Origin of the sequence: Mesonia sediminis, assembly GCF_042684705.1 — a bacterium.
GTDB lineage: Bacteria > Bacteroidota > Bacteroidia > Flavobacteriales > Flavobacteriaceae > Mesonia > Mesonia sediminis.
The window spans coordinates 790396-809751 of record NZ_JBHULZ010000041.1 but is presented as its reverse complement, the minus strand read 5'-3'; the positions used below and the strand labels follow the sequence as shown (position 1 = coordinate 809751).

General features: G+C 37.0%; 20 protein-coding genes. 14 read left to right on the top strand and 6 right to left on the bottom strand.

Annotated features, from left to right (window positions below; all coding sequences use genetic code 11):
• The first annotated feature begins 190 nt into the window (after nt 1–190).
• Nucleotides 191–961, top strand: coding sequence for a DUF6268 family outer membrane beta-barrel protein (locus ACFSQ0_RS11705; protein ID WP_379048475.1), 771 nt, complete (start codon nt 191–193; stop codon nt 959–961).
• Nucleotides 962–2125, top strand: coding sequence for a sigma-54-dependent transcriptional regulator (locus tag ACFSQ0_RS11700; RefSeq protein WP_379048473.1), 1164 nt, complete (start codon nt 962–964; stop codon nt 2123–2125). It begins immediately after the preceding gene.
• Between the two features lie 43 nt (nt 2126–2168).
• Here the strand turns inward: ACFSQ0_RS11700 and ACFSQ0_RS11695 are convergent, their stop codons facing one another.
• Nucleotides 2169–2780 carry a hypothetical protein gene (locus tag ACFSQ0_RS11695; RefSeq protein ID WP_379048471.1) on the bottom strand — a complete coding sequence of 204 codons (612 nt, stop codon included), beginning with the start codon at nt 2778–2780 and terminating at the stop codon, nt 2169–2171.
• Between the two features lie 152 nt (nt 2781–2932).
• Here ACFSQ0_RS11695 and ACFSQ0_RS11690 point away from each other — a divergent pair, with 152 nt between their 5' ends.
• Together ACFSQ0_RS11690 and ACFSQ0_RS11685 are read left to right on the top strand one after the other, a co-directional pair.
• Nucleotides 2933–3817 carry a PPK2 family polyphosphate kinase gene (locus ACFSQ0_RS11690; protein WP_379048469.1) on the top strand — a complete coding sequence of 295 codons (885 nt, stop codon included), beginning with the start codon at nt 2933–2935 and terminating at the stop codon, nt 3815–3817.
• A gap of 68 nt (nt 3818–3885) precedes the next feature.
• A complete protein-coding gene (locus ACFSQ0_RS11685) occupies nt 3886–5415 on the top strand; it encodes a GH3 family domain-containing protein (protein ID WP_379048467.1) in 1530 nt (509 codons plus the stop codon).
• Here ACFSQ0_RS11685 and ACFSQ0_RS11680 read toward each other — a convergent pair.
• Complete coding sequence (locus ACFSQ0_RS11680; protein ID WP_379048465.1) at nt 5410–6015, bottom strand: hypothetical protein; 606 nt, start codon at nt 6013–6015, stop codon at nt 5410–5412. The genes ACFSQ0_RS11685 and ACFSQ0_RS11680 overlap by 6 nt on opposite strands.
• Nucleotides 6016–6185: 170 nt before the next feature.
• Here ACFSQ0_RS11680 and ACFSQ0_RS11675 point away from each other — a divergent pair, with 170 nt between their 5' ends.
• The 5 genes from ACFSQ0_RS11675 (at nt 6186) to ACFSQ0_RS11655 (ending at nt 9723) form a co-directional block, all read left to right on the top strand.
• Nucleotides 6186–6614, top strand: coding sequence for a hypothetical protein (locus ACFSQ0_RS11675; protein WP_379048463.1), 429 nt, complete (start codon nt 6186–6188; stop codon nt 6612–6614).
• A 117-nt stretch (nt 6615–6731) separates the two neighbouring features.
• Nucleotides 6732–7454, top strand: coding sequence for a hypothetical protein (locus ACFSQ0_RS11670; RefSeq protein WP_379048461.1), 723 nt, complete (start codon nt 6732–6734; stop codon nt 7452–7454).
• Between the two features lie 87 nt (nt 7455–7541).
• Entirely contained in the window at nt 7542–8903 is a 1362-nt protein-coding gene (locus ACFSQ0_RS11665) for an MATE family efflux transporter (protein WP_379048459.1), read from the top strand.
• A 12-nt stretch (nt 8904–8915) separates the two neighbouring features.
• Nucleotides 8916–9143, top strand: coding sequence for a hypothetical protein (locus ACFSQ0_RS11660; protein ID WP_379048457.1), 228 nt, complete (start codon nt 8916–8918; stop codon nt 9141–9143).
• Nucleotides 9144–9147: 4 nt separating this feature from the next.
• A complete protein-coding gene (locus tag ACFSQ0_RS11655) occupies nt 9148–9723 on the top strand; it encodes a phosphatase PAP2 family protein (RefSeq protein ID WP_379048455.1) in 576 nt (191 codons plus the stop codon).
• On the opposite strand, the gene meaB is transcribed toward ACFSQ0_RS11655, so the two are convergent.
• Nucleotides 9720–10811: a methylmalonyl Co-A mutase-associated GTPase MeaB gene (meaB, locus tag ACFSQ0_RS11650; protein WP_379048453.1), complete on the bottom strand. Its 1092-nt coding sequence runs from the start codon at nt 10809–10811 to the stop codon at nt 9720–9722. The two genes, ACFSQ0_RS11655 and meaB, sit on opposite strands and share 4 nt — an antisense overlap.
• A gap of 100 nt (nt 10812–10911) precedes the next feature.
• Between meaB and ACFSQ0_RS11645 the strand changes: the two genes are divergently transcribed.
• The gene (locus tag ACFSQ0_RS11645) at nt 10912–11337 is read left to right on the top strand and encodes an organic hydroperoxide resistance protein (protein ID WP_147861306.1); all 426 of its coding nucleotides are present in this window, start codon (nt 10912–10914) and stop codon (nt 11335–11337) included.
• A 44-nt stretch (nt 11338–11381) separates the two neighbouring features.
• Here ACFSQ0_RS11645 and ACFSQ0_RS11640 read toward each other — a convergent pair whose 3' ends face one another.
• On the bottom strand, nt 11382–11942 hold the full coding sequence (locus ACFSQ0_RS11640) for a DUF2911 domain-containing protein (protein ID WP_379048451.1): 561 nt from the start codon (nt 11940–11942) through the stop codon (nt 11382–11384).
• A 94-nt stretch (nt 11943–12036) separates the two neighbouring features.
• Here ACFSQ0_RS11640 and ACFSQ0_RS11635 point away from each other — a divergent pair, with 94 nt between their 5' ends.
• From ACFSQ0_RS11635 to ACFSQ0_RS11620, 4 genes are read left to right on the top strand one after another with little or no spacing between them, the layout of a single operon-like run.
• A complete protein-coding gene (locus ACFSQ0_RS11635) occupies nt 12037–12582 on the top strand; it encodes an RNA polymerase sigma factor (RefSeq protein ID WP_379048449.1) in 546 nt (181 codons plus the stop codon).
• The gene (locus ACFSQ0_RS11630) at nt 12566–13168 is read left to right on the top strand and encodes a hypothetical protein (RefSeq protein WP_379048447.1); all 603 of its coding nucleotides are present in this window, start codon (nt 12566–12568) and stop codon (nt 13166–13168) included. Before ACFSQ0_RS11635 ends, ACFSQ0_RS11630 begins: the two co-directional genes overlap by 17 nt.
• A gap of 1 nt (nt 13169) precedes the next feature.
• Nucleotides 13170–14594: a hypothetical protein gene (locus ACFSQ0_RS11625; RefSeq protein ID WP_379048445.1), complete on the top strand. Its 1425-nt coding sequence runs from the start codon at nt 13170–13172 to the stop codon at nt 14592–14594.
• 60 nt (nt 14595–14654) lie between these two features.
• On the top strand, nt 14655–15347 hold the full coding sequence (locus ACFSQ0_RS11620; RefSeq protein WP_379048443.1) for a peptidoglycan DD-metalloendopeptidase family protein: 693 nt from the start codon (nt 14655–14657) through the stop codon (nt 15345–15347).
• A 1-nt stretch (nt 15348) separates the two neighbouring features.
• On the opposite strand, the gene ACFSQ0_RS11615 is transcribed toward ACFSQ0_RS11620, so the two are convergent.
• Both ACFSQ0_RS11615 and secA read right to left on the bottom strand, forming a co-directional pair.
• The gene (locus tag ACFSQ0_RS11615) at nt 15349–15825 is read right to left on the bottom strand and encodes a DUF4199 domain-containing protein (protein WP_379048441.1); all 477 of its coding nucleotides are present in this window, start codon (nt 15823–15825) and stop codon (nt 15349–15351) included.
• A 120-nt stretch (nt 15826–15945) separates the two neighbouring features.
• Nucleotides 15946–19305, bottom strand: a complete 3360-nt coding sequence (gene secA, locus ACFSQ0_RS11610; protein ID WP_379048439.1) for a preprotein translocase subunit SecA — start codon at nt 19303–19305, stop codon at nt 15946–15948.
• Nucleotides 19306–19356 lie beyond the last annotated feature (51 nt).

The window sequence follows — 19356 nt, the reverse complement described above, 5'->3', positions numbered from 1 at the left end:
AAGAGGTTTATTGTAAATACTTATATTCGGTAATAACGGACACTTCGATCATTTTATGAGAAATTTCTTTAAGGCTTTCAATTTTTGGCTGATCCTGTTTTTAAGCTACTCTTGTGGTTTAAAAGCACAAACTACAGATCTTGCAAGAATTGAATATACACGTATACCTTTTTCTAAGGGAAAACAATCCATGAATCGATTTCGGGCATTTATACAGGCCCCAATTCCCATAAAGGAAGATTATTTAGTATTCGGGGGCGAGTATAGAAAAACCGATTTAGATTTTAAAGAAGACATCCCTTTTGAATATAACCGATTAGAATCTACGCAACGCATAGATGCTACCTTGGGCTATATTAAAAAAATTAAAGCAAGTAATTGGCGTTTAGCCTTTAGGGGCGGAATACGCTTGACCTCAAATTTTGAGCGTTCACTAGTGCAGGATGACCTAATATATATAGGTGCTGTATATGCGATTAACGATGTGAAACAACGCGATGAAAACGGTACAGTAATTGGGAAACCTTATCGTTGGATTTTCGGCTTGGTTTATACCAGCACCCCGGGGAGAAATTTTCCCTTACCCCTAATTAATTTTTTTAGAAAACCTAACGATACTTGGTCATACACTTTGGGTGTGCCGAAGACTTTATTAAGATATTCGTTTAATGATAAGCACCATCTTCATGCTTTCGCTTCCTTAGATAATCATTTCGCAAATATTCAAAACAATATACGTATAGATAATGTAAACCGCGTAGGCGAAAATATTTCTATGACCAACGTTACTTTAGGTCTAGGATATGAGTTTTATTTTACCGACCATTTACAATATTATTTGTATGTTGGCCATACAGTTTATAATGAATACAGAATAAGAGACAATAACCGTGACGATGTTTATGTTATTGAAAACGATAATACTTGGTACATTCGTTCAGGGCTTAAATTTAAAATATAAATGGGAAAAATTTTAATCATAGAAGATGAAGCAGCCATTAGGAGGGTGCTTAAAAAAATATTAACCGAGGAGAACAAAAATTATGAAGTCAGTGAAGCCGAAGATGGCTTGATAGGAATAGAACTCATAAAGAACAACGACTATGATTTGGTATTATGCGATATCAAAATGCCAAAAATGGACGGTGTTGAGGTGCTCGATGCAGTCATGAAGATAAAGCCTGAAATTCCTATGGTCATGATATCTGGCCATGGTGATTTAGAAACCGCAGTAGAAACCATGCGTAAGGGAGCATTTGATTATATCGCCAAACCACCAGACCTCAATCGATTACTCAACACTGTGCGCCACGCGCTAGACAGAAAATCATTGGTTACCGAAAATAAACGCCTAAAAAAGAAGGTAAGTAAAAATTACCAAATGATTGGTGAATCGCCAGCTATAGTACAAATAAAGGAAATCATAGAAAAAGTGGCGCCAACCGAGGCTAGGGTACTTATAACTGGGCAAAACGGTACCGGTAAAGAATTGGTAGCACACTGGTTGCACCAAAAAAGTGAACGAGCCAAAGGGCCAATGATTGAGGTGAATTGCGCTGCTATTCCAAGTGAATTGATCGAAAGTGAACTTTTTGGTCACGTAAAAGGTGCGTTTACTTCTGCCAACAAAGACCGCGCAGGTAAATTTGAAGCGGCTAATGGCGGTACTTTGTTTCTCGATGAAATAGGCGATATGAGTCTATCCGCACAAGCTAAAGTTCTGCGAGCTTTACAAGAGAATAAGGTGCAAAGGGTAGGATCAGATAAAGATTTAAAAGTTGATGTACGCGTAGTTGCAGCCACCAATAAAAATTTAAAGGAAGAAATAAAAGCCAAGCGTTTTAGAGAAGATTTATACCATAGGCTAGCGGTTATTCTTATTGCTGTTCCTAACTTAAACGATAGAAGAGAAGATATTCCTAGTTTAGTGAATTATTTTTCAGAAAAAATAGCCAAAGAACAGGGCACTACGCCCAAAACCTTTAGTGAGGACGCTTTAAGCCAACTTAAAGATTATGATTGGACAGGTAATATTCGGGAGTTACGAAACGTGGTTGAGCGCTTGATGATTTTGGGAGGAAAAGAAATCACTCAACGCGATGTTGAAGCTTTTGCGAGCAAATAAAAAATCCATTTAAGTAAAAAAAGCAGCTGTAAGGCTGCTTTTTTTATTCTATATTTTGCTGGTCTTCGTATTCAGGATGCTTTTTAGGGTCGTATTTTAAGAAATACATAGTTTTACCATCTTCTCTATTCCAAGTGTGAAATAATTCAAAGCCAAATTTTTGATATACAATGGTATTTCGGCGCATTTGCGTTTCTGCAAATAGGGGCAAATTTAACTTATGCGCTCGTCTTAAAAACTCATCTTTCATTTGTTTAGCTACCTGTGTGTCTGCACCGCGATTATCTTTGCTAATGCCCCAGAACCAGCAATATAAATAATCTTGGTTGGCTGGTCTTTGCTGGCGTACATATTTTTGGTTTCGTAAAATTTTAGGAATATTTTTGAAACCCGTTACATGGTAAACCAACTTTAAATCTTCCCATTTATCTTTGAAAAAATTAGGCTTGTCTTTACTGTTTTGAATAACAATACCAATACCCATCTCATTTTCAGATAACACCAACGCGTCTTTAGCTATTGCTTTATCAATCATATAAGTAGCTAAATATTTGAACCGCTGTTCGGTTTTCGCATCTTTCTTTACGATTTCCATAGAGGTTGGCGTCTCTTTCAAAATCTCGGCCATGCGCTCTACGATAGTATTTTTGTCCAAATCAAAATGTTTTAAGGCGCAAAGATACTGAATTCACTTTTATTTTAATAGGGCTCTTCTGGTTTATCGAGAATACTAAGGTATGTTGTGAGATTTGTTTTACTTTTAAGCCAGATACTCATCAGACAGCTATAGCTATAATACTAAACATTATGAAATCAATTGATATAAACGATTTTATCGCTTCAGAAAATTTGAATTTAAAAAATGCACCTACTCACATCGATTTAGGAGCAACCAATAAGGAGGCTAAACGAGCCCTTAAGCCTATCCGTAAAGAGCTTGCTGCCTGGCAAGATAAATTATATGCACACGGTAAATATTCGGTTTTGGTCTGTTTACAGGGAATGGATACGGCAGGAAAAGATAGTTTGATCCGAGAGGTTTTTCAAGGCTTTAATTCACGTGGGGTGGTAGTACATAGCTTTAAAACTCCTTCTAAAAATGAATTGAAGCACGACTATCTATGGAGACACTACAAGAGTTTGCCAGAGCGTGGAAAATTCGGGATTTTTAATCGAACCCACTATGAAAATGTTTTGGTAACTCGCGTGCATCCCGAGTACATCCTAAATGAAAATTTGCCGCAAATTAATTCCGTAAAGGATATCACGCCTAAATTTTGGGAAAAACGCTTTGCGGAAATCAACTCGTTTGAACAAACGTTGGTTCAAAATGGTACGCTTATTTTTAAATTTTTTCTTCATCTTTCTAAAGAAGAACAAAAAAATAGACTGCTGCGGCGTTTACATAAACCCGAAAAAAACTGGAAATTTTCACCCGGAGATATTGAAGAACGCAAACTGTGGGACAACTACCAAGACTGCTATCAAGAAGCCATTCAAAAAACCAGTACTCCAGTAGCCCCCTGGTATATCATCCCAGCCGATAATAAAAAATACGCACGCTATTTGGTGGCTAAAATTTTGTTTGAACGCCTTACCACTTTCAAAGATGTTAAAGAACCCATGCTACCGCTAGATATTAAAAGTGAGTTGACCAATTATATTAAAGAACTTGAACAAGAGACAAATTAACATAGTTTTATTACGCTGGGTTTGCTGGACTTTTTAAATAGGTCTTATTTTTGGTAAAAACCACGTTTATGCCACTTTTAGGATCTATTATTAAAAAAGTTATCGATGTAAGCGGTACGCTCAATCAAAATTCAAACCCGGTTAAAGAACAAGAAGAAGTTTTAATGCACTTGCTTAAAACGGCTCAAGATACCGCATTTGGCAAGTATTATGGCTTTAAAGAATTGTTAGCTACAGAAGAGCCTGTTGCCGCTTTTCAAGAAACCGTTCCTTATTTTGATTATCATCAAATGCAAGAGCGTTGGTGGGGGCAAACCCAAAAGGGACTTCCTGATATCACTTGGCCTGGTGCTCCAGAATACTTTGCGTTAAGCTCAGGCACCACCGGCAAAACAAGTAAACGTATTCCGGTAACCGATGAAATGATAGAAGCTATTCGTCAAGCCGGGATAAAGCAGGTGAGCGCTTTAGCTAATTTTGAGCTGCCCGCTGATTTTTTTGAAAAAGAGATCATGATGTTGGGGAGTAGCACCAACCTACAACAAAATCAGGGGCACCTCGAAGGTGAAATAAGTGGTATTAGTGCTAGTAATATTCCTTTTTGGTTTAAAGGCTATTATAAACCAGGTGAAGAAATTGCTCAAATAGACGATTGGGATGAGAGGGTAAAGCACATAGCCGAAAACGCTAAAAATTGGGATATCGGTGCCCTAAGTGGGATTCCATCTTGGATGGAGCTAATGCTAAAAGAGGTAATTAAGTATCACGGGGTAAATAATATTCATGAAGTTTGGCCTAATTTACAAGTTTATACCTCGGGAGGGGTGGCTTTTGAACCCTATGAAAAAAGTTTTAATGCCCTGCTGGGTAAACCAATAACTGTAATTGATACCTATTTGGCTTCAGAAGGATTTTTAGCTTTTCAAAATCGTCCCGAAACAACCGCCATGAAATTGGTTACCGATAATGGAGTGTATTTTGAATTTGTACCTTTTAAGCCAGACTACATTAACGCCGATGGTTCATTGTGTCAAGATGCCCCTGTTTTAAGGCTCGATCAAGTCGAAGAAAACGTAGATTATGTATTGCTTATTAGTACCGTTTCGGGAGCTTGGAGGTATTTAATTGGCGATACCATTGCCTTTACGGATGTAAGTAAGGCCGAAATAAAAATTACGGGTAGAACTAAGTTCTTCCTTAATGTAGTCGGCTCTCAGCTTTCTGTGAATAAGATGAATCAGGCTATCCAAGAGCTTGAAAAACAATTCAGCATAAAACTACCCGAATTTACCGTGAGTGCTGTTAAAGAAAATGATGAATTTTATCATGTTTGGCACCTAGGAGTTAATGAAAAAGGAATAATTGAAAACGAGAAGCTCGCTCAAGCCTTAGATGAGAATTTAAAAGCGGCGAATAAAAACTACCGCGTAGCCAGATCTAAAGCACTCAAGGGTATAAAAGTACATACCATTCCGCTCGACCTATTTTATGAATGGAGTGGTGCCAATAAGAAAAAAGGCGGACAAGTAAAAATGGAGAAAGTGATGGATGAAGAAAAATATACCGCTTTTAGAGATTTTGTAAAAAGTCACTTATAGCGCCCGTTTTTGAATTACTTTTTTTGCTACTTCTTGCTCTAGTTTATCAGCCCCTAGCTCATTTACAAGTTCCATGATTTCTTCGGGAGACATATATAGGTTTTTAATTCGGGCTTTGTATGCAGGTGAAAGGTCTGCATTATTCAAAATAAAATTTTTGGTGGCTAAAATATAGTCTTTCATACCGTGTTTTATGGCATATGTATCAGCGGTGCGCTCAACTTCTTGAATGTGAGCGGTAGAAAATAAATATTTAAGTCCGAATACTGCCATTCCCAAAGTGCCACGATCGCGATAATCCATCACGTGCCCTAACTCGTGACCAATCCAGCCAATAAGTACATCGTCCTCCACATCTAAAATAGAAAATTCTTCATCTTCAATATGAAATTTTTCAGAAATAAAAATTATATAAGCTCTATTTTTTCGGCTTTTAAGAAAACTTGCAAAGCTAGGTTGCGCTTGCATAGTCGATTTTTTAATCTCTTTTTTAAACCGAAATGCAATGGGCGTATCTTTGAGTTGCGGGTAATGGGATAGAGCAACTTCAACTTGATCTTTTATGGAAAGCGGTATTTCTTTGTTGGTGTAATTTTGCATAATTTATTTTAAAAATTATTTTTTTTTTTAAAGTATATATATATATTCGTTATGTATAACTAAAACTATTTATTATGAGTATGAAAAATTTTTTTTTAAGTTTAATTTAAGTGATGTCGTTAATGTCATGTTCCAATGATGATAACTCTAAAATTCAATCATCAGAACCTATGCAATTTATCAAATTAGATATTAATTATGATGAAAACAGTACAAATAGTACCTTTTCTGAAAATAATTATGAAATTTATGAAAAAGAAACTACTGTGAAAAATACAGAAACTGGTGAGGTTTTTAATGTGACTTTTTTAATTGGTTTATCAGATTATGATGATAGATTATATTCTTTAGAAGTTAGCGATAATTTTCTAGAAGCAGGAAATATTACCAGAGAAGAATTACAATCTGAAATTAATAATGTTGTTAATGGAGATCCGGAAGAACCAAAGCTTTCTCCACATGCATCTTGTATTCAATGGTGTAATCAACATTATACAGATGAAAATGGAGAAAAGATTAAAGGTAGAGGAGGTTGTAAAGCAGGTTGTTGGGTAGATACTACTGTTAGAATTATAGAGGCACTAGTGCCATTTGCGTAAATAGAATTTTAAAGCCCTATCCTTCTGATATAGGGCTTTAATTTTTTAAAATTTATTATTATAAAAATTGGAAAGATACTTTTAAAAATATTTGAAAGAGCTTTTTTATATAAACATATGAAGAAAATTTTTTTTTATTTTTTTTTACTATCTCTTTTTTTTACTTCTTGCAGTAGAATATACCTTGGTTTAGTAAGTTCTAAAAGTGTAAAAACAGAAACTTTTTATAATGAAGAATTAGATAAAACATTGGTATGTTTTCCTATGGTTCACCTTAATAAACCGGAATTTTATGAAGATGTAAGAAAGAAGTTAACCAATTTACGTGAAGAAGGTTATGTGGTTTATTATGAGGGAATAAAGTTTGATAGTTTGCAAATGTCGAAACCTAAAATTGATAGTTTAAAACGAAAAATGCGAAAGTTGTTAGGTTTTAATTTTACTAATTATAAAGACTCAACTAATAAATCATTTCCAAAATTTTTTAAAAACAAAAAATATGCTTTGCAGACAAGAGAATCTATAGGCATAAATGAGAATGACATTAATGTAGATTTCTCCGTTTCAGAAATCATTACTAATTATGAAACCAATCACGGTAAAATAATTTTAACAGATTGTGATTTAGAAACTCCGCTTAACGATAAATATGAATGTGATGTTCTACCAGAAATTTATAAAGATGAAGTTATTCTATATGCTAGAAATGATAAAATTCGTCAAGCAGTCAAGAAAAGTCCTTATCAAAAAATAGCACTTGTTTACGGTAAAATGCATTTTACAAATGCTTTGTATGGGAGTTTTCAAGGAAAAGAAGGCTACAAATGGATAGATAAATGATGAAGTTTAAGTTTCTAAAACTTCATTATATTTTAAAATAGAATTCCGCTAATTCCAATATCTTTGCACGCCAAATAAAATCGAGCGATGCATCTTACTGCTTACACAAAAGAATTCAAAAAGAACCTAACCATCGCTTTACCAGTGATGTTGGGTCAATTGGGTCATGTATTAGTTGGTCTTGCCGATAATATTATGGTTGGTAAGCTGGGTGCTGCCCCTTTGGCAGCGGTTTCTCTGGGTAATTCATTGGTTTTTATTGCGCTTTCTATTGGGGTCGGATTTAGTTTTGCCATTACACCTTTGATTGCCGAGGCCGATGGTGCTAGTAATATAGAAAAAGGTCGTTCTTACTTTCAACACGGTATCATCATGTGCTTAACAACAGGTGTTGCGCTGTTTCTAGCACTTTGGCTTGCCAAACCTGTATTGTTCTATCTCAATCAGCCCGATGAGGTGGTGCAATTAGCAATGCCTTATTTAGATATTGTAGCGTTCTCAATGATTCCACTAATGGTTTTTCAGGGTTTTAAGCAATTTGGCGACGGGTTATCACAAACAAAATACGCGATGTATGCTACCATTGGGGCCAATGTGGTTAACGTACTTTTTAATTATTTGCTCATTTATGGAATATGGATTTTTCCGAGATTAGAGCTAGAAGGTGCCGCTTTAGGGACTTTGATTTCGCGTTTCTTTATGCTTTTCTTCTTGTATTATATTTTAAGATCAAAAAAGAAATTTGCTACCTACTTCGTTTGGGCGAAAAAATCATTACAAAAGAAAGTATTTAAACGCTTGTTTAATTTAGGCTTTCCCACTGCTTTACAAATGCTTTTTGAGGTGGGTGTTTTTACCGGTTCGGTTTTTCTTGCAGGTACCTTGGGTACAGATCCTCAAGCGGCAAATCAAGTGGCTTTAAACTTAGCTTCCATGACATTTATGATTGCTGTAGGTTTAGGCGTAACCGCAACCATTCGGGTGGGTAATCAAAAAGGGAAAAAGGCCTTCAAAGAGCTAAGACGAATCGCTTTATCTACGTTTTTGTTAGTATTTTTAATCGAAGCCGTTTTTGCCGTAGGTTTTATCGTGCTTAAAGATTGGTTGCCTACTTTTTATATAGACAATACACAAGTAATTTATCTAGCCTCTCAATTGCTTATCATAGCCGCTTTATTTCAGTTAAGTGACGGTTTGCAAGTTGTTATTTTAGGTGCTTTACGCGGATTGCAAGACGTAAAAATACCTACTTTGTTTTGTTTTATTGCCTATTGGGTAATAGGGTTTCCTATTTGTTTCTTTCTCGGCAAAGAAGATGTACTAGGAAGTATGGGAATCTGGATTGGTCTTTTGGTTGGGCTTTCTGCTTCGGCGGTAATGCTATACTTTAGATTTAACTACCTTAGCAAAAAATTAATTGAAAAAGGAAGTATTTCTTTACCTTTATAAAAAATTCAAACTATGGAATTTCCAAAATTTTTACTAGCCGATAATACCGATTTTCCCGAGGCTATATTTATTGTGCATACCGACTACCCAAGGTTTATCATCAATTTGCAAAACGACGAGATTGAATGGCTGGAGGAGTTTGATGCACACGATCAAAAAGAACTGGAAAGTGAAGTAGAAAATTTAATCGAAGAGGCTTCGCAGTTTTACGACCGTGAAGTGGCACGCTATCAAGAATAAAACTATGCCCACTATAGAACAACTGCTGCAATGGGACCAAGAGCTTTTCTTGTATCTGAATAACTTAGGTACGCCTACTTGGGATTGGTTCTGGATTTTTATAACGCATAAGTTTGCTGCTATACCCATGTATGCCTACTTGCTGTATTTACTTTATAAAAACTATAACTTAAAAACACTCGGAATTACGCTGGTTTTTATCGCGCTTTTAATAACGGCTACAGATCAATTGGCTAATGTATTCAAAGATGCCTTTGCCAGACCCCGACCATGTAAAGAAGATTTTATGGCTCAAGGCCGATTTTTAATGGATTATTGCGGTAAGTACGGTTATTTTTCTGCACATGCAGCCAGCTCAACAGCTTTAGCCATCTTTCTAGGTAACATTCTAAAAAAATGGTATAAGCTAGCTTTTCCCTTGTTATTTATTTGGGCCATGTTGGTCAGCTATAGCCGTATTTATGTAGGTAAACATTACCCAGGAGATGTTATAACGGGTATACTCATTGGGAGTATAATTGGGTTTTTATTTTATAAACTGCATCAAATCAGTATAAATAAGCTAAACGCTAAAGTTTAGCTTATTTCTTTGTGCAATTGGAGTAAATCAAAAGCGGCTTCAAACGGAGAAATTTCTTGCCGCTCTAGAGCTTCTATTTTTTCAGCCAAAGCTTGCTTTATTTTTGGGTTGGCATAAAAGTCCGCTTTTAATTGGTCTTGTATGGTTTGTAAAAGCCAATGCTTGTTTTGCTCTAAACGCAATTGTTCAAAATACCCGTTGCCTTTGGTTAATTTAAAATAAGTCTCTAGCATTTCCCATATGCGGTCTATACCTTTTTGATGCAAGCCACTAGCCATTTTTACCAAAGGTTTCCAAGTACTTTCCTTGGTCGGGTAAAGATGCAGCGCTTTTTTAAATTCTGCTTGGGCTTGTCGCGCCGGCTTTAAGTTCTCGCCATCAGCTTTATTAATAACAATAGCATCGGCCATTTCCATAATACCGCGTTTAATACCCTGTAATTCGTCACCCGCACCAGCCAATTTGAGCAACAAAAAAAAGTCGGTCATACTATGCACCAAGGTTTCACTTTGTCCCACGCCCACGGTTTCGATTAAAATAACATCAAAGCCTGCCGCTTCGCATAAAATAACCGATTCACGTGTTTTCTGTGCAACCCCACCAAGCGAATCTCCCGATGCCGTTGGCCGAATAAAAGCATTCTCTTGTTTTACTAATTCTTCCATGCGGGTTTTGTCGCCCAAAATACTTCCGTGCGAAACGCTACTGGTAGGGTCTACAGCCAAAACGGCAACTTTCTTTTCATGTTTATCGATAAGATAATTACCAAAGGCTTCAATAAATGTACTCTTACCCACACCTGGCACCCCCGTAATGCCTATGCGAATAGATTTTCCCGATGCAGGCAAACAGGTGTTGATAATCGTTTTTACCGATTCAAAATGCTTCTCCTGTTTGCTTTCAACTAGGGTAATGCCTTGACTCAATGCTGTTTTATTACCGGCTAAAATCTGCTGGGCTAAATCGGTGGCATCAATGCGTTTTTTTCGTAAAGCCTTAATGCGTGCCGCACTTTTGGCACCAATAGATTGAGAGTGCTGTGATGTCTTTTCGCTTAAAGCGGATTTGTTTTTCTTGGGGGTGGGCATATACATTTTTATTTAGCACAAATTTATGAATTCATTCTTGAAAACGGATGAAAAGCTTTTTATCTTCAAGCCATAAATTAAACCTTAAATTTTAAACAAGATGAAAACTTTTTATACAGAACAAGCCACCGCAAAAGGAGGTAGAGCCGGACACGTAAAAACCGAAGACGGTAAGATAGATATGAACTTGAGTGTTCCTAAAGCCATGGGCGGAGACGATGGTGATGGAGTAAACCCAGAGCACTTTTTTGCTTGCGCTTATTCGGCTTGTTATGGGGGTGCGCTTGAGGCTGTGGCTAAAGAAGATAATATAGATTTAGGCGATTATAGCGTTTCGGCTTCGGTGAGTATTGGGCGCACAGATGAAGGTGACTTTCAATTGGCCGTAATCTTAGATTCTTATCTACCAACAGTTGATGTTGAAACAGGAGAAAAATTAGTGAATAAAGCACACGAAATTTGTCCGTTTTCTCGCGCTACACGAGATAATATCGACGTGACATTAAATCTGTTGTTAGACGAGTAATCTAATAAATATTTATTCAAGAAAAAGCCTAGTTGCTCTTGCATCTAGGCTTTTTTGTTGAGTTTATCAAATGCAAAGCTTACTTGGGTTTGGTCCCAACTAAAAACCATATAATGCAAATGGTTTTGTTTTTCAAAATGAATACTAAAGCGTTCTACGGTCTCGGGTAATTTTTGGGTTGGTACTTCAATGATTAAAGCATCATAAGCTTCGTCTCGAGCGGCTTCTTGTGTACTTAAATCAATACCCCAAGCATACATCTTTTTATTAAAAATAATTTTCCAAGAATCCGGTTGGGGTATCGTCCATAGAGTATATCGTCCCGCCTCGAGCAGCGAACCGTCAACTTGAACAGCTTGATTTACAGAAAAGGTAGTAGCTTCGTTAGCTCCTGTTCGCCAAACTTGGTTGAAAGGTACTAGCTCGCCAAAAATCTCCCTACCTCGTTTTGCGGGGCGGTTGTAAAAAACTTCTACTTTTAAATTTCCTGTACGATAATGTACGGTTTCCTCAGGACTATGTGATTTGGTTTGATTTTTGATTAAAAAGAAGCCAATGATGCCTCCAATAAGCAGAATAAGGAAGATACGAATACTTCTTTTCATATTTTTTAAGTGAAGATAAAAATTTTTTAGAAACTGCAACAATAAGAAAAGGCCATCGTATTTAAAAATGAATAGAAACTAATTAAGCTTTATTTTGTTTCAAAACGATTTAATCGAACGCTGCCGAAAGCAAGACAGACGCGCACAGTTGAAGATTTATAACAAATACTGTGATGCCATGTATTATGTCGCCTTGAGATTTTTAAAAAATCAACACGAGGCCGAAGAGGCGATGCAAGAAGGTTTTATCAAAGCCTTTTCAAAACTGCATCAATTTACAGGAGAAGTTACTTTTGGCGCTTGGTTAAAACGAATCGTGATTAATACTAGCTTAGATATGCTTAAAGCTAAAAAGTTAAATTTAATTGCGATTAACGAGCAAACCTTAGGTAAGGTAGAAGAAGAAGATAATTGGAGTATTGCAGACGAGATAAGTGTTGAGCAGGTTAAAGACTGTATTGCTCAATTACCCGATAAATATCGCTTTGCATTAATGCTCTTTTTAATCGAAGGTTATGACCACGAAGAAATAGCGCAAATTTTGAATATAACACAAGTATCGTCGCGTACACTTGTGCACCGAGGAAAGAAAAAGTTGCAAGAACAATTAAAACATATTTACCATGGCACAGGATCTTAGAGAAATGTTGCAGTTTGAGGCCCAGAAAAAAGCAAATCCGCCCCTGGCAGATGGACATAAAGATAGATTTTTAAGTCGGTTGGAGGCTGAGTTTCCTGAATCTCAAAAGAAAAGAGACTATTTTCTTTGGTATAAAATTGCTGCTGTTATAGTAGTGGCGTTGGTAAGCGGAGTGCTGTTTTGGCCTACATCGTCGCAATTAAATCAAGAGCAGTTGGTTGAAGGTCAGTCTGTGAATCCAGGCAGTCTTCCTGTTGTGCCAGCTACTATGTTGAGCCAGAGTTCGCCAGAATTTAAAAAGATAGAAGATTTTTATCTGGCCAACTTGCATACAGAGCTCGCCGCTTTAACCATTACCTCAGAAAATAAAGAATTAATAGATGATTTTATGCTACAATTAGAGCAACTCGATGACGAATACCTAAGGCTTAATGAAGAAATTAAAGAATATGGCGTGAGCGAGGCCTCTATAGGTACGCTTATTCAAAACTTAGAGCTAAGACTCGACTTGTTAAAACGACTAAAAAGTAAATTAAAATCCCTTAAACAAGAGCAGCAGCAACAGTTAACGGGAATAAGCATATAGCATGAGAAAATTAGCTATTTATTATTGTAAAGTGTTAATCCTTAGTTTTTTTGGTTTGACGACTACTGCTTTGGTAGCCCAAAAAACCACATTATTACACGAAAAACTAGAGGTTAATGCCAAACCGAGTTTAGATTTAGAGTCTAGGCACACCCGAGTTATCATTGAAACTTGGGACCAAAATAGAACCGAGATTGAAGCCTTTGTTGAAGGTATAGATTTGTCTGAAAAACAAATCGAACAAATTAAAAAACTCTGGGGGGTGAGCTTTAAAGCGGATAAAGACCGTATTTTTTTGCGTTCTTTTGCTCGGCCTGCACAGCAAATCGCCTACGAATTACAAAAAGCAACATTGACCAGCGAAACAGCAGCAGATTATCCTAAGCCAGGCGAAATGAAATTGATGCAGAATTTGCTAGCCGAGTTAAATGCGCTTAATATTACCACTAGCGCACTTCAAAACATCAGTAAACTCAAATTTGATTATAGCGCCTACCAGAAGCAAGGAAAAGAATACTTAAGGGCTTATGAAAATTTGGTGTTATCTTTCTTAGAAGATAAAGAAAATGCCGCAGTGCTTCAACGTCAATCTGAATTGCAAAAAAATGCAGGCAATCAAACCTGGCGCCAAGAGTTAGAGCGCAAAATGCAGCAAATGGAAGCCCAGTTCAATGAAAGAATTACCGCTTGGTCAATGAGCGAAAATAATTCCAATACGCACATAAAAAAAGAGGTTATAGAGCATCCTGACGGAAGAAAAACAACCCAAATTTTTATGGTTTCTACGCTGAGTCCTAATGCAAATAAGTCAGCAGAGAAAACCTTAATCGTTCCTACTATAAAAATTAAAATTCCTTCACAATCTAGTATAAAAATCAATCAGCGCTATGGCAGTTTAGATATGCTAAAACCGGTTAGTAACCTTCAGGTGCAATTGGCCTATGCATCGCTTAAAGCGGATTTGATAACAGGAGAAAACAACAGGGTAGAGGTAGCTTATGCTCCCATAAATATTAGTTTTTGGGAACACGGAGAACTGCATTTAAACTATGTAAAAAAAGCTCAAATAGGCAAGGTGAAAAGTATGGCCTTAAGAGCGAACGCAAGTGATTTAAGTATAGAAGAGTGGAATGGCTTTGGTAGATTAACCAGTGCCTTCGGACAGATAAAAATTTTGAAAATAGGAGCCGATTTTAATCGTCTTGATATGAACTTGAGTAATACCGATATGAGTATAGCAATGCCAAAACTGGCCTTTGAGCTCAATTATACGGGTAGTAAAAGCAATTTGAAACTACCCACTAGTATTAAAGTTACTCGAGATAACACTTATGGCACAGAGTTGGTTACAGGTTACTTTAAAGATAAAGCAACCGATAATCGAATCAATCTCGATGTGAAATTTAGTAAAGTTGTTTTTAATTAGTTTTTTTATTTGGTTTTTGTGTAAAAATAGTTTTGCTTTATAAGTGAAACTATTTTTTTTATGTCTAATAAACCTTCTTTAGCTTTTTTATCATCGCTTACTACGGATTTTACACCGGTAATTAAAGGCTTTTCACATCAGACTTATATTCCTTTAGACCTTTCAATTCATCAAAAATTGTTTAGTACCACGGCTCTGTTTCACCCGGAGCAAATGCAAGATCACTTGACGAAATGGTTGCATAAAAAAGGAGCTCAAGTCGCTTTTGGCGGATATATGGAATTGCGACAAATTTATGATCGGAGTATGCATTTTTTGACAGATGAAGCACAAAAGAGAAATTTACACCTGGGGGTTGATTTTTGGGCACCTGCAGAAACACCTGTTGTGGCTCCTATAGCCGGTCGTGTGCACAGTTTAGCGAACAATGAAGGGTACGGAAATTATGGTCCAACACTACTTTTAGAACATCAAATAAATGGGCGTCAATTCTTCAGTTTATACGGTCATTTGAGTATAGCCAGTCTATCGCTTCTAAAACAAGGCGATTTTGTAAAAGCAGGAGGTACCATTGGTTTTCTAGGAGAGACATTGGTAAATGGTGATTATGCGCCGCATTTACATTTTCAATTGATTTTAGATCTTGAAAATTATGAGGGAGATTATCCAGGCGTAGCAACGGCTTTAGAAAAGCCCTACTACCTGAAAAATTGTCCCGATCCTAATTTACTGCTAAAATATAAATCCGCGTAAGCTACTTTTTCTTGACAAAAAGCGCTACTAGGGCAGAAGTCACAATACCCATGGCCAAGGCAAAGAATATAGATTGTATGATATAGCTGCGCATACTAAAATATTGCTTGGCTAAATCTGGATTCATATTACGTTGCTCGATGGCGTATTCGGTGGCATTTTTAAAATAATCGGGAGTTATAAAGGTGGCTCCGATGTATTGTACTAGTGGGGATAGAAGCGCAACTATTGCCGATAAAACGGCACCAGAGATCATGGCTTGCGACCAAGTGATTTTGCCATTATAAAACCATTCTCTTTTTTGTCGTAATGCGAGGTAATACAACAATATATAAGGTATAGCGATTAAGTTGGTGTAAATGGGATGTAAATCGATATGCTGGTCGTGAAGCCCTACACCTTTTTCTATACTTAACCAGAATAATGTTAGAATACTAAAGTAAATGGCCCATTTAAATTCTATTTTAAAATTTTTCATGCGAGTTGCTCTGTTGACTTATTGTATGAAGTAAAAATACAAAATGCGGCCTTATCAAAAAAAGTTCTACAAAAGACTTTTAAGGTATAAGACCGCTTTGTTTTTAAAAGGTATGGTGTTTTAGTGTTTAGTTAAAACCCATTGCCCTTTTTCTAATAAGGGGATCGCTTGTTTGTATTTTAAAGTTTTGCTTTCTCCAGTGGCAACATTGCGAATAGTCACCTTGTCATTGCGACCGATTTTAGGTTGTTCACGAACAATGGTTTCGGTTACTTGTGGTTGTTGTGAGGCTTGTTGACCCGCGGCTCTGTTTTGAGCGGCACGCTCATCCATATTAGGGATTTCCTCTTTAGAAGTCTCTAGATTTTCTTTAGGTCTTTGCTCTCTAGCTTCTTGAATATTGGTTTCTTGCTGAGGTATTTCTCCTTTAAACAAGAAAGAAATCACCTCTTTATTTACCTCGTCTAGCATTGCTTTAAACAATTCAAACGCCTCAAATTTATAAATAAGCAAGGGGTCTTTTTGTTCGTGAACCGCAAGTTGTACACTTTGCTTTAATTCATCCATTTTACGCAAATGGGTTTTCCAAGCATCATCGATAATAGCCAAAGTGATATTTTTCTCGAAATCTTGAACCAATTGTTTACCTTCGGTTTCATAAGCCATTTTTAAATTGGTGGCAACCTGTAAGGTTTTTTGACCATCAGAGAAAGGTACTCCAATACGCTCAAAACGATCACCTTGGGTTTCAAAAATTTGTTTTATTACAGGATAAGCTCTATCTGCATTAGCCCGCATACGCTCTTCGTAATTGGCATAAGCAGCTTTATAAACTTTACCCGCTAACTCTTGTGGCTTTAGTTTTTCAAAAGTTTTTTCATCTACAGGAGAATCCATAGAGAAATAACGAATCAACTCAAATTCAAAGTTTTTAAAATCAGCAGCATTTTTGTTGGTTTCGGTAATCGATTCCGATAGATCGAAAATCATATTGGCCAAATCAACACGTAAACGCTCCCCGAATAGAGCGTGGTATCTACGCTTGTAAATCACTTCACGCTGCGCATTCATCACATCATCATATTCTAACAAGCGCTTTCTTACACCAAAATTGTTTTCCTCTACTTTTTTCTGGGCGCGTTCTATAGATTTAGAAATCATACCATGTTGTATCACCTCACCTTCTTCAAGCCCCATGCGGTCCATTAATTTAGCAATACGTTCACTACCAAATAGGCGCATTAAGTTATCTTCTAAAGAAACGTAGAATTGTGAGCTACCTGGATCTCCTTGACGACCAGCACGACCTCTTAACTGTCTGTCTACTCGTCTCGAATCGTGGCGTTCGGTACCAATAATGGCCAAACCACCAGCTTCTTTCACTTCTTTACTCAGTTTAATATCGGTACCACGACCAGCCATATTGGTTGCAATGGTTACCACTCCAGCTTTACCCGCTTCTTCTACAATATCTGCTTCTTTCTTGTGTAATTTTGCATTCAATACATTATGCGGCACATTTCTTATTTTAAGCATACGGCTAAGCAGCTCTGAAATATCTACCGAGGTTGTACCTATAAGTACGGGGCGTCCTGCTTGAGATAATTTGGTTACCTCCTCAATAACTGCATTGTATTTTTCGCGTTTGGTTTTGTATACCAAATCGTCTTTATCTTTACGTGCAATAGGACGGTTGGTAGGAATTTCAACAACATCTAATTCATAAATTTCCCAGAATTCGCCCGCCTCGGTTACCGCTGTACCGGTCATACCCGATAACTTGCCGTACATTCTAAAGTAATTTTGTAAGGTTACGGTAGCAAAGGTTTGCGTGGCATCTTCAATCTTTACATTCTCCTTGGCCTCAATAGCTTGGTGTAACCCGTCGCTATATCTACGTCCATCCATAATACGCCCTGTCTGCTCATCTACAATCTTCACCTTATTGTCCATCACCACATACTCGGTATCTTTTTCAAAAAGCGTATAGGCTTTTAAAAGTTGGCGCAGGGTGTGAATTCTTTCGCTTTTTACACTATAATCTCTAAAGAGTTCTTCTTTTAAAGCAGCTTCTTCTTCTTTAGGTAGATTTTTTTGCTCAATTTTAGAGATTTCCATACCAATCTCGGGCATCACAAAAAAGTTAGGATCTTCTTTACCCGATAAAAACTCAACTCCCTTATCGGTTAAGTCAATTTGGTTGTTTTTCTCTTCAATCACAAAATACAACTCAGCGTCTACTTTAGGCATCTCGCGGTTGTTGTCTTGCATATAGTGATTTTCGGTTTTTTGCAGTAGTTGCTTAATACCTTCTTCACTTAAAAATTTGATTAATGCTTTGTTTTTAGGTAATCCGCGGAAAACGCGAAGCAATAAAAATCCACCTTGTTTGGTATCTCCTGCAGCGATGAGCTTTTTGGCTTCTGCCAATACGCCAACTAGATACTTGCGCTGAACTTCAACTATTTTACTGATTTGAGGTTTTAGCGCATCAAATTCGTGCACATCTCCTTTAGGCACCGGTCCCGAAATAATAAGTGGAGTTCGAGCATCATCAATCAATACCGAATCGACCTCATCTACAATGGCATAGTTGTGCTTACGCTGAACTAAATCATTAGGGGAGTGACTCATATTATCACGCAGGTAGTCAAAACCAAACTCGTTGTTGGTACCATAGGTAATATCGGCATTATAAGCTTTTCTTCTAGCTTCAGAATTAGGTTTATGATAATCGATACAATCTACCGTAAGCCCATGGAATTGGAAAATCGGGGCCATCCAAGCGCTATCTCGTTTGGCCAAGTAATCGTTTACCGTTACCAAGTGTACACCCTTTCCGGTTAATGCATTAAGGTATACCGGTAGGGTTGCCACTAAGGTTTTCCCTTCACCCGTTTGCATTTCGGCAATTTTACCTTGGTGCATGGCGATACCACCAATCAACTGCACGTCGTAATGAATCATATCCCACTGCACTTCTTTACCGGCGGCATCCCATCGGTTTAACCAAATGGCTTTATCTTCTCCCTCTAGACTTACATAGTCTTTGCTGGCCGAAAGTTCGCGATCATAGGCGGTGGCAGTTACCTCTAAACGCTCGTTATGGCAAAAGCGTTTGGCGGTTTCTTTAACCGTTGCAAAAGCTTCTGGTAATATATCATTTAAAACTTGCTCAGAAACCGTATAAACCTCTTTCTCGAGGCTGTCTATTTTATTGTAATGGTCTTCTTTAAGGTTGATGTCTTCTTCTTGACTAGCTTTTTCTTTTAAAGCCGCAATTTCTTCGGTTAAATTTTGGGTAGCCGCTTTTATTTTAGCTTTAAAATCGCTTGTTTTCTGCCTTAATTGATCGAGGCTAAGTTGTTCAAAGTCTTTTTCTAAAGCTTTGATTTTTTCTACAATAGGTTTGATGGCTTTGATGTCTTTTTCAGACTTGTCGCCAATAAATACTTTTAATACCGAGTCTAAAAACCCCATAACTTGTAATTGTTTTTATAAGTGTCAAATGTAAGCAAAAAAAAAGCCTCA